A 13551-nucleotide genomic window follows, 5' to 3' on the forward strand; every position below is an offset into this window, starting at 1 on the left:
AGTGCATCAGCGCATGAAGATAACGCGCGGCAGTTGGGCGCGGCGGATCCGGGTTTCGCCATCGGCCATCGCGACCGACCATTCAATCGGCTCGGGCCGATCCTCCTCGATCGCGGTGGCGAAGGTCTCGCTGCCGAGTTGCAGATAGGCCACCAGCTCGGCCAGACCCTGTTCGAGCGGCTGGCGCTCGATGAGTTCGCGCAGGGTCGTCTGCGCCCGATCCTGCAAGCACTGCCGAATGTGGCGCATCAATCGCGCCCGGTCCACGACCACCTGCTCGAAGAGTGCGCCGGCATCAATGTCATCATCGTCGCCGACTTCTACAGCCAGATCGGCAATCACCGGCTTGACGGCGGGCGTGAACAGCGGACGCTCCAGCGGCAGCTCGATGTCGGCACGGAACTCGGCGATCTCCATCACTGGACCGTCGGGCAGCTTGGCACGCAGGGCCAGCGCCTTGCTTTCGATGCCATGCAGCAGGTCCATGATGCGCCGGTTCTCCAGCCAGGCTTGATCGTCGAGAAAACGGCGCAGTTGCTGCGAGAGTTGGGCCACGGTGCGCTGGGTGTGCTCACCGGCCTCCAGCCAGTCGTAGTGTACGCGGCGCAGTCGAGTGTCCGGATTCAGCGCGCTGATGGCCGGCTGCGCCAGCACCTGATCGAGCCGCGCGGAGAGTTCTTCCTGGCGGCGGCTGGAGAGCAGAAATTCCCAGAAGGCGCGAAAACTGCGGCCCTGATCGGAGTCGGCGATCGCCTCGCGCGCGCCCATGATCTCGGCGAGCAGCGCGCCCTTGCCGCCGTCCCAGAGTGCGATACGCTCGCGCACCCGGCGGTCGAGCTGACGAAAGTTGTACTCGACCTCGCGGAAGTCGGCCAGTAGCTCGCGCGCGCCGCGCATGAATTGCTGGAAGCGGTCCTTCAGCCCGGTGTCGTCGAGCAGCGGCACGTCGCCCGACAGAACCCGGGCGATCTCGGTGTCGAGCTCGTCGCGTTTGCGCTGCAGCTCGGCCAGACGCTTGGCCGGGTCGGTCTCGCTGCCCTCGCTCATCTGCTGGAGCAGGTCGAAGAGCACCAGCAGACGCGATTCGGTGCCGATGAACTGGCGCTCGGCGAGCTGGGTCAGCCAGGCGATGGCCTTCTCGGTCGCCGGGGTCAGATCGAACTGCGGCTCGTCGGTGCCGGGGCGATAGAACTTACGCAGCCAGCCCTTGTCCGGCGCGGCCCAGTCGTTGAGATAGGCGAGGGCGGATTTGGGAAAGGCCGTCTCGCCGAGGTGTTGGCGCAGGGCGTATAGCTCGTCTTCGAGAGCCTCGGCCAGGTCCGCCGCGCCCATCACCCGCACATTGGGGACCACGAACACCCGATGCAGAAAGCTCGCGATCAAAGGGGCATGATCCGAGCGCAGCAGGCGCCAGGCCGGGTGGTGGATACGCAGGGCGTCAAGCGTGGCGAAATCGAGTGTTGAGTCGGTCATCAGTCCAATCCAGGCGGCAAATCGCCAGGGATCAGATCCTACAGCGTGTCACGGCCATCGGCTACACCCAGAGTGATTGAAGTTCCAGGGTCAACTCGACGAAGGGTGGCGCCTGGACCTTATCCTCACCGCTGGCTTGGAGCTGAAGCTGCCAGGCACCGTCTTGCAGCGCATAGACTTCCAGGGTGCGTTTGGTCGGGTCGACCAGCCAGACATGGGCCACGCCATACTGCGCATAGAGCGGCAGCTTGATCTTACGATCCTTGCTTGCAGTGGCCGGCGAGAGGATTTCGCAGATCCAGTCCGGCGCGACTTCGAAGCGATGGCCCTCGGGGATCCTGGGCATTCGCTCACGTCGCCAACCGGCCAGATCTGGGACGGCGACTTCCTGGTCGCGGATGAAATGCACCTCAGGTTCGACCAGGATCCACCAGCCGCCCGGGCCGCCATCGCCGTCATCGTAGCCGCGCCCGATGGTACGATCGAGTCGCACGGAGGCTCGGCCATGCGGTCCCGTGGGTCGTGGCTGGGTGTGGAGCTGCCCGGCGAGGATCTCGCCAGTCAGCCCCTCTGGCAGGGCCGCGAGCTGCTCATAGAGTGTCGGGCGATAGGTGAAGGCGAGGGCGGACATTGAGCAATCTCCAGTGTATCGAGAGGCAATCGGTTCGATCAGGGTGAATTTTGCTGCATTTGCCGCGAAGGCTCTTGATACTACAATAGCCAGCTACGGCTTGGCGAAACCTGAAGTCATCCGCTCAGGTCGTCATCACAATCACACGCAACCCAGATACATACACCGAGACGCTCATGTCACTCGACATCCCCAAACCACTCTATCGTATTGCCCTGGTGATCTGCCTGCTGGCCGTGCTCTATCTGGCCCTAACGCCCGTCGAGTTGGTGTCTGGACTCGGCTATGACAAGGCCAATCATCTGCTGGCCTTCCTGGTCATGGCCTGGCTGGCCGACGGCGGCTGGCCGGGAGGCGAGCGGGCCTGGAAGCGCTGGGGCTGGCTGCTGTGCTACGCCCTGTTCATCGAGTCATTGCAATACGAACTGCCCTATCGCGAATCCTCCTGGTTCGACGTACTGGCCGATCTGTTGGGACTGGCGCTCTACTCAGGACTCAAAGCCGCCTTTCCTCAGTGGGCGATCTTTCCGCGCCCGCCACTGCAATCGCCGCCGCGACCCTAGCGACAACCTCCACACTAAGCTCCCGGAGATACCTGACGCCATGCTGGATTCACCCTTCGCGCTCGACGACGACTCGGCCTACCAACGCTGGCGTGAGCGCAAGCTTGAGCAGGCCCCGACCGAACTCGGGGCGCTGATCGTCGAGATTCGCGACCCGCGCCGGCTCAGCGAATCGGAGCGCACGGCTATCCTGGATCGCTGCCGGCTGGCCAACATGGCCATCTATATCAGCGCCACGGGTGATGACCCGGACAAGGAGATCCCGCGCGCGCTCGGCGCCAGCCTGGGCCTGAATCGGCTCGACCACAACCCAGGGGCCGACGAGGACGCCATCACCTCGCTGACGGTGCAGACTGACGCCCGTCATCGCGACTATATCCCATACTCCAATCGCCCCATCTCCTGGCACACCGACGGCTATTACAACAGTCCCGATCATCAGATCTATGGTCTGCTGCTGCACTGTGTCCATCCGGCCGAGGAGGGCGGGGCGAACGACCTGCTCGACCACGAGATCGCCTATATCCTGCTGCGCGATCAGAACCCCGCGTTCATCCGTGCCCTGATGCACCCGGCGTGCATGACTATTCCCGCCAATCGGGTCGATGGCAAGGAAGTCCGGCCCGAACAGCCCGGCCCGGTGTTCTCGGTGCGGCCCGACGGGCGGTTGCACATGCGCTACACCAATCGCGCGCGCAACATCCGCTGGCGCGATGATTCACTCACCGGCGAGGCCGTCGCCGCGCTCAAGTCGCTGTTCGAAGCGGGTACAGCCTGGCACCACAGCGGTCGGCTGGAGTCCGGCTGGGGATTGGTGAGCAACAATGTCCTGCACACCCGCAGCGGTTTCACGGACGGTTCAGTGCCGCGTCTGCTCTATCGGGCGCGCTATTACGATCGTCTCCAGGACACCTGAAGCCCTGAGCCACGCCCGAGGATGTTGGCCGCGCTAGCCGTGCTCCACCAGGAAGTGCCGAAGCTGCTCGCGGGCGGTCTTGAAATCGAGCGCGACGATCGATTCTGCAATGGGCGCATAGTCGGCCCGCCACGCAGTCGCGTCGAGTTGCTCCAGGATTTGACGGCTCAAAGGACGCGCACGGCTGTTGTTGGCGGCCAGGAGCGCATCGAGCGCGCTCAGTTGGCCGAGAAGGCAGGCGAAATCGAGAGCTGGTGCGGTCGCCGGGTTGGCCGTTTCAGCGGCGGCGCCCGTGCGCTCCGAGTCTGTATCAGGCTGGGATTCGTGGCGTCGCGGCATCCCTTTGAGCCGCGTTTGTGCCGGCTCGTGCCGACCAACAGGCTGGACGACCGCTTCCGCCGGGTGCGATTCGGCCTCGGACATCAGAGGTTCCAGACGCACCGTGAACCAGAAGGTGCTGCCCTGGTCAGCGATGCTTTCGACGCCGATCTCGCCACCCATCAGTTCGGTCAAGCGTTTACAGATGCTCAGTCCCAGCCCGGTGCCGCCGTACTGGCGTGTGGTGGAGGCGTCGGCCTGATGGAAGACGTTGAAGAGCCGTGCCTGCTGCGCCTGGGTCAGACCGATGCCGGTATCCTGAACCGAGACCCTGAGGAGCACCTGTCTTGATGTGCGCTCCTGACACGCGACACGGATTCGGATGCCCCCAGTGTGGGTGAATTTGAGCGCGTTGCCGACCAGATTGTTGAGCACCTGCAACAGACGCAACGGATCGCCCAGCAGGCGTGCGGGCACATCCGGGTCGAGTTCGACCTCCAGGCTCAGATGCTGCTTCTCGGCCTGCACCTCGAACAAAGCGTGCACAGTGTCGAGCACCTCCTGGAAGCATATCGGAATCGACTCCAGGTGCATCTGCCCCGCCTCGATCTTTGAGTAATCGAGGATGTCATTCAAGATTCCCAGCAGGGTCTTTGCAGCGAGATGAATCCGCTCCAGATAGTCGCGCTGGTGGCCTGTGAGCGCCGATTCAAGCAGCAGGCTGGAGAGTCCGATCACGGCGTTCATCGGGGTGCGGATCTCGTGACTCATGTTGGCCAGGAACTCACCCTTGGCGCGATTGGCCGACTCGGCGGCGGCGCGCGCCTGTTCAAGCTCCAGTTCATGATGCTTGCGCTCAGTGATGTCGCGCCCGTTGAGTACCAGACCGCCGACGGCTGGATGATGACTCAGGTTGGTGGCCAGGATCTCGATATCGCGCCAGGTGCCGTCGGCATGGCGCATCCGCCACTCGGTGACGAGCGTGATGTCCTGGGTGGCCAGCACCTGGGCGATGAAGCCGGCAGCGCGTGCCTGATCCGCCGGATCAAGCCGTTCGAGCAGCGGCACCGCCAGCAACTCACTCGGCGTGAAACCCAGCACCCGTTGCGCCGAGTCACTCACGAAGCGCGGACGCAGGGTCGCGTCCGTCAGGTAAATCAGGTCCGATGAGTGACGCGCCAGCGAGGCAAAGCGGTTCTCACTCGCTTGGGTCGCACGCGCGGCCCGCAGTCGTGCCATCTCCCGACCGGCGAAGGCTTGACGCAGCATGACCAGGATGATGAGCAGGGCGGCCACCAGGATCAGGATGCGCAGCGTACCCTCGGCATGACCACGGTCACTGACCGGCGACCAGTCGAATACGATGGCGATGAGCAGGACATAGACGGCGCTGATCGACAGATAGGGCAGAAACGCGAGGCGCCAGACGGGACGCTCCAAGTCATTCAGCGGCGGATCGGATTGGCCATGCCCCCAGTATTCCAGATAGGCGGCCATCGCCATCATCAGGGTTCCCAGGAGATAGAAGGCATCGGTGACACCGCCCACGGCATAGGCGTCGATGGCGCTCTCCTGAGCAAAACGCAGATCGCCGAGCAGAAACCCCAGCACCCCACCGATGAGCCACACCATAGGCACCATCGAGCGCGCGCCCCTGGGGTGAAGCAGCCAGACCGCCAACCCGACCAGCAGCACTGTATCGCCGACCGGATAGGTCAGTGTCAGCGCCAGCTCCAGAAACGAGTCGTACTCGGCCTGAGTGAGCGCGCTCAGCGGGAAATACCAGACCAGGGTGGCGACCCCGATGGCGATCACGCTGAGATCGAGCCAGAACAGGATACGCTCGATGCGATTTTCCAGCGGGCGTGCGAAGCGCAGTATCCCGGCCAGTATCAGCGGGAAGAATCCCAGATAGCCCAGGTCGGCCAGCGAGGGAAAGGGGCTGATCCCGAGCAGGAGTTCGTAGACGGACCAGAGGATTTCGCCGATCAGGTAGGAGAGGACGCCCAGGGTGATCAACCACCAGCCGCGCCGCGTGTTTGGATCGATCCAGGGCGCGCGGGCAGTGCGCAGACTCAGGATCACCAGCAACAGATTGGTGGCGACGAAGAGCAGGTTGGCCGCCAGGGTTCGGTACCGATCGTCGCCCCAGCCCTGATACTGCCAGGACAGAAAGCCGGCACCCAGGGCCAGATTGAGCATCAGCAGCCAGAGCCCCGGCTCTGCGAGACGCCTGCCCCAGCCAGCCGGAGCACGGAGTGCGGGAGCTAGCGGGGATGCATGGCTCACCGATGGATCAGGCATGTCGCGCTCGTTCGGGCATAGGGTATGGACTCAGTTTCGAATCTCGACGCTTTCCTGGCGTGCCTTTTCGATAGAATGCCGTATTCTAAACCGTGCCAGCGTTGAGTGCCGTCAATTCGGCCGCGTCCACCCCACATAGATCGTCCTTGCTGATGAAAAAGAACGCCCCGCCCAAGACTGAAGGGTCCAGGCCCTCCAAGTCCGCGCCCTTCGATGGCTATGTCGTCTGCATCGGCGCCTCGGCCGGTGGTCTCGACGCGCTGGAAAAATTCTTCAAGGCCTGCCCGACTGATCTCGGTTCTGCCTTCGTGGTGGTGCAGCATCTGTCACCCGACCACAAGAGCATGATGAGCAATCTGCTCGCGCGTCACACCGAGATGCCGGTGACCATGGTCGAGGATGACATGCCGATGGACGCCAACCACGTCTATCTGATCCCGCCCGGCGCCATCATGCATGTGACCAAGGGGCATCTGCATCTGACCCCGAAGAACCCGCGTGGTCTGACGCTGCCGATCGACATCTTCTTTTCCTCGCTCGCCGACATCTACGACCGGCACGCCGTTGGCATCATCCTCTCAGGCACCGGCACCGACGGCACCCGCGGCTCGGTGGCCATCAATGCCGCCGGTGGTTTTTTGATGGCGCAGGAGCCGGAATCGGCTAAGTTCGATGGCATGCCGCGCAGCGTGATCGCCACCGGGCTGGTCGACGCCATTCTGCCGGCAGAGGAAATCTCGGCACGGCTGCTGGCGCACATCCGCAATATTCCCTATAAGGAGCCGGAGGTCGAGCCACAGCATCTGGTGCCGCGCGCCAACATGACCAACGAGGAGGTGCTCGCGGCACTGCTGCACCTGTTGCACCAGATCGGCGGCATCGACTTCTCCGATTACAAGCCGACCACGGTCATGCGACGCATCGACCGGCGGATGCAGGTGCGCCACACCCCAGAGCTGTATCAGTATTACGACCTGCTGGAGCATGATCGCAACGAGGTCATCACGCTCAGGCGCGAAATGCTGATCTCGGTTACCAGCTTCTTTCGTGATCCCGAAACCTTCAATGTGCTGGCCGAGAGCGTGATCAGCCCGATGGTCTCGGAGCGTCCGCCCAATGAGCCGATCCGAGTCTGGATCGCCGGTGTCGCGACCGGTGAGGAACCCTACACCATCGGTATGCTGTTCATCGAAGCCTTCGAGCGCGAACGCCGCTGGCCGAACCTCAAGATCTTTGCCACCGATGTCGATCAGTCGTGCGTTGAAACCGCCAGTGTCGGTCAGTATCCCGAATCCGCCGCCGCTGAACTCTCACCCGAACGTCTGGAGCGCTTCTTTACCAAGCAGGGCGACCGCTTCGTCATCAAAAACGAACTGCGCCAGTGCATCGTTTTTGCGCGCCACAATCTGCTCGCCGATCCGCCCTTCACCAAGATGGATTTGGTGGTTTGCCGCAACACGCTGATTTATTTTAATTCGTCCGCTCAGGAACATGCCCTGCGTTCGCTGCAATACGCGATCCGCGAGGGTGGGGTGCTGCTGATCGGCCCCAGTGAGTCACTGTCCTCCGTGACCGAAGGCTTACAGACGATCAGCGCCAAGCACAAGATCTTTCGGCGCGTCGGGGCCATTTCGATGCCGTTCTTGGAGCGCCGTGCTGCCGCCTTGCTCACGCCGCCGACGCTCGGCAAAGCACCGCAACTGACAAAAACGCGCCACGGTGTCAGCGAATCCTCCATCGCCAATTTGGGCGTCACAGCACTGCTCTCGCTCTATACGCCACCGGCCATTGTCGTCAATCACCAGCATGAAGTGATCCATCTCTTCGGCGACGTCAACCCCTATCTCCAGACCCGCGAGGGCGCGGCCAGCCTGGAGATCAGTCGGCTGTTGCCCGAAAAACTCACGCCAGTGGCCGCGGCGCTGCTCTACAAAGCGGCGCGCGACCGCTGTTCGATCATCTCCGATCTGATCGACACCACGCTCAAAAGTGGCGAGCAGCGCACCATCCGGCTGTCGGCCCATCCGCTGCATACCGATAGTGATGAACGCTTAACGCTGCTCTGCTTCGAGAATAAGCCTAATCAATCCGTCGATACCCCGTCTGAGCCGGTCAACGTCGATGCCGAGACCATGGCGCGTGTGGCCGTGCTCGAACGCGAGCTGGGCGCAACCCGTGAGAGTCTGCAAGCGACCATCGAGGAGCTGGAAACCTCCAACGAAGAATTGCAGGCAACCAACGAGGAGCTCATGGCCTCCAACGAGGAGCTGCAAAGCTCCAACGAGGAGTTGCAATCGGTCAACGAAGAAATGAGCACCGTCAACGCCGAGTTCCAAGAGAAGATGCTGGTAGTCAACCGCGTCAATGCCGACCTCGACAGCATGGCCAAGGCCGCCGGCGTGGCGACCATTTTCCTGAACTCGGATCTGCACATCACGCGCTTCAGCCCAGACGCGACCCAGATCTTCAAGCTGCGCGAGTCCGATGCCGGACGCCATCTGGGCGACATCTCGCATGTGCTGCGCTATCCGGATCTGCTGGAGGATCTGCGCCAGACGCTCGTTAATCAGCGTCTGATCGAGACTGAGGTCGTCACGCTCGATGACAAGAAGACCTATCTGGTGCGCATCCTGCCGTATCTGATCCCCTCGACCACCATCAATGGCGTGGTGGCGACCTTCGTTGACGTGACCGCGTTCCATGATGCCCGCCGCCTGCAAGCGATCCTCGATGCCCTGCCCGAGCACATCGCCGTGCTCGATCACTCCGGCAGTATCATTCTGGTCAACACCGCCTGGCGGCGCTTTGCGCTCGCCAATGGCGACAAGAACCTCAAACACAGCGGCCCAGGCGTGAACTATCTGGAGGTCTGCCAGCCCGCCCTGCCCAAGGAGGACGCCTATGCTCAGGAGGCTTATCGCGGTCTGCGCGGTGTACTGGAAGGCACGCTGCCGATCTTCTCGATGGAATATCCCTGTCACTCATCAACCGAGGAGCGCTGGTTCGTCATGAACGTCGCGCCGGTGATGAGTCAGGAGATCGGCGTGGTGGTCAGTCACATCAACATCAGCGCCTGGCATCGGAGTCGTACGGCTTGAAACCGCGTCACTTCAGTCTGAACCGACTGCGTGAGCGCGCTGAACGGGCGATCGCTGAAGGACAAGCCAATCTGGCGCTGAATCAGGACGGCGCCAAGGCACTGGAGATCTCCCAACTGATCGAAGAGCTGCGGGTCTATCAGGCCGAACTGGAGATCCAGAACGATGAACTGATTCAGGTGCAAGAGCGCATGGCGGTCGCGATGGACCGGTATCAGCAGCTCTTCGAGTATCTGCCTGTTCCGGCCATCGTAATCGATGCGGGCGGTTTCATCGTCGAGACCAACGAGCAGGCGTGCGCGGTGCTTGGCATCAGCCGGCATGTCGCCTTGCATCGCGGCTCGCTGTTTCAGCTCTTCGATTTCCCGAGCCGTACCCGCTTGCACAGTCTCATGCGCGCGCCGCTCGATGCCTGTCCCTGTCAGTTGGAGTCCATGGTGCTGAGGAACGGTGGTGGCGGCAACCTGTACTTCGATGTGCACATCATGCCACTGAGCGAACACACGCCAAACGATCGGCAAATGCTGGTGGCGCTGGTCGATCGCAGCGCCGAACAGTCCCTGCACACACTCTCGCGCGAGCTCATGCAGGCCAAGCTGGCCGCCGAGCAGGCCAGCGCGACCAAAAGCGCCTTTCTGGCCAACATGGGTCACGAGCTACGCACACCCATGAACGCGCTCATCGGGTTATCGAACCTGTTGCTCGATGAAGCCGTGGCGATGACCGCGCATCAGCGTGACTATTTGCTCAAGATCCATGATTCGGCGGCGGCGCTCTCGAGCCTGCTCAACGACATCCTGGATTATTCCAAGATCGAGGCCGGTTCACTGCACCTGGAGTCGATTCCGCTGAATCTCGACAATCTCCTTGATCGAACGCACCGGCTCTTCGCGCCGCGCGCCGATGAGAAGGGTCTCGATTTCTCCTGCCTGAAAGCGCCCGAGGTGCCGACGGTCCTCGCGGGCGATCCCTTGCGGATTCAGCAGGTTCTCAATCATCTGGTCGACAATGCCATCGAGTTTACCGAACGCGGTCGCATCCAGGTTCGCGTCGCGAGGAGCACCGACCCCGAGCCGATCGCCATCCAAACGACCGGCAGCGAGCAAATCACGCTGCGCTTCTCGATCGAGGACACGGGTATCGGTTTATCGCCGGAGCAGTACCAATCGCTCTTCACCCCCTTTCAGCAAGCCGATATGTCGGCCAGCCGCACCCATGGCGGTACCGGGCTGGGCTTGAGCATCAGCCAGCGTTTGGTTGAGCTGATGGGCGGCATGATCAGCGTCGAGAGCCGGCCTGGCGAGGGCAGTACCTTCTGGTTCGAGGTTCCGCTGCGTCTCGTCGAGGTTCCTGATGACTCCAGAGGTGAGTTCTGTACGACGCTGCTCGCTGCGCCGCGCGACCAGTCGCCGGAGACGCGCGCGGTAACGCGACCGATCGATCTGGATGAACTTTATCCAAAACTCAAAACACTGGCCTGGATGCTGGACAGTCGTCAGAGCCGGGCGCGCCGACTCAGTCTCGAAATCGAATCCCTGCTGCAAGGGTCCGCCTTAGAAGCCGACTATGGGCTGATCGCGGCGGCAATCGCCCAGCTGGATTTCGAGACCGCACTCTCGGGTCTGCGCGGTCTGGCTCAGCAACAGGGTTGGAATTTGCAATGAAAGAACACGCGCTTCCGCGCTTACTGATCGTCGACGATACATCGACAAACATCGAGATCCTGCTCGGGATGCTGGAAGACAGCTATGACACCAGCTTCGCGACTTCCGGGCGTCAGGCGCTCGATCTGCTCGCCAAGACCGACCAGCCGGATCTGATCCTGCTCGATGTCATGATGCCCGAAATGGACGGCTATGAGGTCTGTGCCGCACTCAAGTCCGATCCGGCCACATGCGAGATTCCGGTGATCTTCGTCACCGCACGCACCGACTCGGAGAGCGAGGCGCGCGCCCTGTCAGTCGGTGGCGTGGACTTCGTGCACAAGCCGGTCAACAAGGCCGTACTGCGCGCCCGCGTCGCGATGCATCTGGAAATGGAGCGGCGCGCGCATGAATTGCAGGCCGCCAATGCCGAGCTGACGCGCCATCGCGATCATCTGGAAGAGCTCATCGACGAACGGGTGCGCGAGCTGGCGCTGGCGCGCGATGAAGCCGAGAGCGCCAACCGCGCCAAGAGCGTCTTTCTGACCAACATCGGCCATGAGCTGCACACGCCCATGCATCAGATCATGGGGCTGACCTATCTGACCAAGCTCGATCAGCAGGACGTCAAAACAGGCACCCGTCTCGAACATCTGGAACGGGCCGCTGGTCGCTTGCTGCAGAACATCGATGGCCTGCTGACGCTCGCCCGCGCCGAATCCGATCGACTTGAAATCGTCGATGATGACTTCGATCTTCAGGCGCTCTGCGCGCGTGTCGTGGCGCGTTTCGCGCCGAACGCGGCGACCAAGGGGCTGGAGTTGGTCCAGGACATCGACCCGGCGCTGCCGGTCTGGGTGCGGGGCGATGCGCGTCGTCTCGAACAGATTCTCGACAATCTGCTCGGCAATGCCATCAAATTTTCCGAGCGCGGCTGCATTCGGCTGCTGGTCAGCCAGATCGAAGCGCGTGAAAAAGCCGTGAAGCTGCGGTTCGCGGTGATCGATCAGGGCATTGGTCTGTCCAACGACGTGCGCGCCCAACTGTTCGAGCCCTTCCGTCAGGGCGATGACGCCATGACCCGCCGCTACGAGGGCATGGGGTTGGGGCTGGCGCTCTCCAAGCGGCTGGTGACGCTGATGGGCGGTGAGATCGGGGTCGAGAGCGCGCCGGGGGCGGGCAGTACCTTTTGGTTCTGTCTGCGTCTGCCGATCAGTGACGCGCCGGTGGCTGCCGGCGCGCCGCAACCGGCCCAGGGAACGGAGTCGCTCGATGACGAAGCCGTCCGCCGGGCCATCGACGACCTGTCGCGCCTGCTCGAACAAAACGACGTCAGCGCGCACAGTCTCTATGCCGATGCACCGAGTCTCTATGAATCGGTGCTCAAGGGGCGTGAAGCGGCATTTCGTGCGGCGATGGCCAGTTATGACTTCGAGGAGGCGCTAGAGTTATTGCAGGGTTGATCGGACCTGGACGCGACGTCGCGCGCCCAGGGTCACTTCATCCGCCGTACTGCCTGCCGGAAGTTGGACATGGGCGACTCACCGACGCCCCACCAGGCATCTGAGCGTTCCTGGAAGGTCATCATGGAGTCATAGAGCCGCTTGAAGGTGGGATTCTTCTCGGCCTCTTCGGCATAGACCTGATGCGCGGTCTCATACGCCTTGAGCAGCACGTCGTCGGGGAAGCGCCGCAGCTCGGCGCCGCCGGCGAGCAGCCGCTGCAGCGCCGGCGGATTCTTGGCGTCGTAGCGGGCGAGCATTTCCAGATGCGCCTCATTGGCGGCGACCTCGAAGGCGGCCTGATAGCTCGGTGGCAGCGCCGCCCACTGATCCTTGTTCACATAGAAGACCAGATGGGTGCCTGGCTCCCACCAGCCGGGGTAGTAGTAATACTTGGCGACCTTATGGAAACCGAGCTTTTCGTCGTCATAGGGCACAGTCCACTCGGCGGCATCGATGGCGCCGCGCTCCAGCGAAGGATAGATCTCGCCGCCGGGCAGTGACTGAGGCACGGCACCCAGACGCGAGAAGATCTCGGCGCCGAAGCCGGGGATGCGGATCTTGAGTCCCTTGAGATCCTCCAGCGACTTGATCTCACGACGATACCAGCCGCCCATCTGCGCGCCCGTGCTGCCGCCGAGGAAGTTGAGGATGTTGTACTCGGCAAACATCTCGCGCAGCAGTCCCATGCCCTCGTCGGCCAGCACCCAGGAGGTGAGCTGGCGGGTGTTCATCCCGAAGGGCAGGGTGGTCTCAGCCGCCAGCGCCTTGTTTTTGCCGTAGTAGTAATAGGAGGCGGTGTGGCCGCACTCGACCGTATTCTGCTGCACGGCATCCATCACTCCGAGCGCGGGCACCAGCTCGCCACCGGCGAAGACGCGGATCTCGAAGCGCCCGTCGGTCAACTCGGCGACCCGCTTGGACAGGGTCTCGGCGCCGCCATAGATCGTATCCAGGCTCTTGGGGAAGCTGGAGGCCAGGCGCCATTTGATGCTTGGCGCTTCGTCGGCGCGGGCTGGGAGCGAGACACTGGCTCCGGCGGCGAGTGCACCGGCACCGGCGGTCTTCAGGAAGTCGCGTCTTTGCATGGCTGTGTCCTCACC

General features: G+C 62.6%; 9 protein-coding genes. 5 read left to right on the forward strand and 4 right to left on the reverse strand.

From position 1 onward, the window contains the following. Positions 1-6 precede the first annotated feature (6 nt). Positions 7-1473 carry a DUF3375 domain-containing protein gene (locus GJ668_RS04445; protein ID WP_155448921.1) on the reverse strand — a complete coding sequence of 489 codons (1467 nt, stop codon included), beginning with the start codon at positions 1471-1473 and terminating at the stop codon, positions 7-9. A 61-nt stretch (positions 1474-1534) separates the two neighbouring features. Then, positions 1535-2104, reverse strand: coding sequence for a Uma2 family endonuclease (locus tag GJ668_RS04450; protein WP_155448922.1), 570 nt, complete (start codon positions 2102-2104; stop codon positions 1535-1537). A gap of 176 nt (positions 2105-2280) precedes the next feature. Here GJ668_RS04450 and GJ668_RS04455 point away from each other — a divergent pair, with 176 nt between their 5' ends. Both GJ668_RS04455 and GJ668_RS04460 read left to right on the forward strand, forming a co-directional pair. Then, a complete protein-coding gene (locus GJ668_RS04455; protein ID WP_155448923.1) occupies positions 2281-2667 on the forward strand; it encodes a VanZ family protein in 387 nt (128 codons plus the stop codon). Between the two features lie 40 nt (positions 2668-2707). Further along, positions 2708-3583, forward strand: coding sequence for a TauD/TfdA family dioxygenase (locus GJ668_RS04460; protein WP_155448924.1), 876 nt, complete (start codon positions 2708-2710; stop codon positions 3581-3583). Positions 3584-3616: 33 nt separating this feature from the next. Here the strand turns inward: GJ668_RS04460 and GJ668_RS04465 are convergent, their stop codons facing one another. Further along, a complete protein-coding gene (locus tag GJ668_RS04465) occupies positions 3617-6205 on the reverse strand; it encodes a hybrid sensor histidine kinase/response regulator (protein ID WP_155448925.1) in 2589 nt (862 codons plus the stop codon). Between the two features lie 152 nt (positions 6206-6357). Between GJ668_RS04465 and GJ668_RS04470 the strand changes: the two genes are divergently transcribed. The 3 genes from GJ668_RS04470 to GJ668_RS04480 are packed head-to-tail and all read left to right on the forward strand — an operon-like array spanning position 6358 to position 12409. Further along, positions 6358-9303 (forward strand): chemotaxis protein CheB, encoded by a 2946-nt coding sequence (locus GJ668_RS04470; RefSeq protein ID WP_155448926.1) that lies wholly within the window; start codon positions 6358-6360, stop codon positions 9301-9303. Then, positions 9300-10967 carry an ATP-binding protein gene (locus tag GJ668_RS04475; protein WP_155448927.1) on the forward strand — a complete coding sequence of 556 codons (1668 nt, stop codon included), beginning with the start codon at positions 9300-9302 and terminating at the stop codon, positions 10965-10967. The genes GJ668_RS04470 and GJ668_RS04475 overlap by 4 nt, the downstream gene beginning before the upstream one ends. Then, positions 10964-12409 carry an ATP-binding response regulator gene (locus GJ668_RS04480; protein WP_155448928.1) on the forward strand — a complete coding sequence of 482 codons (1446 nt, stop codon included), beginning with the start codon at positions 10964-10966 and terminating at the stop codon, positions 12407-12409. The genes GJ668_RS04475 and GJ668_RS04480 overlap by 4 nt, the downstream gene beginning before the upstream one ends. Before the next feature lie 32 nt (positions 12410-12441). Here the strand turns inward: GJ668_RS04480 and GJ668_RS04485 are convergent, their stop codons facing one another. Further along, on the reverse strand, positions 12442-13536 hold the full coding sequence (locus GJ668_RS04485) for a TRAP transporter substrate-binding protein (protein WP_155448929.1): 1095 nt from the start codon (positions 13534-13536) through the stop codon (positions 12442-12444). Positions 13537-13551 lie beyond the last annotated feature (15 nt).

Origin of the sequence: Allochromatium palmeri (assembly GCF_009720725.1) — a bacterium.
Taxonomy (GTDB): Bacteria; Pseudomonadota; Gammaproteobacteria; order Chromatiales; family Chromatiaceae; genus Thermochromatium; species Thermochromatium palmeri.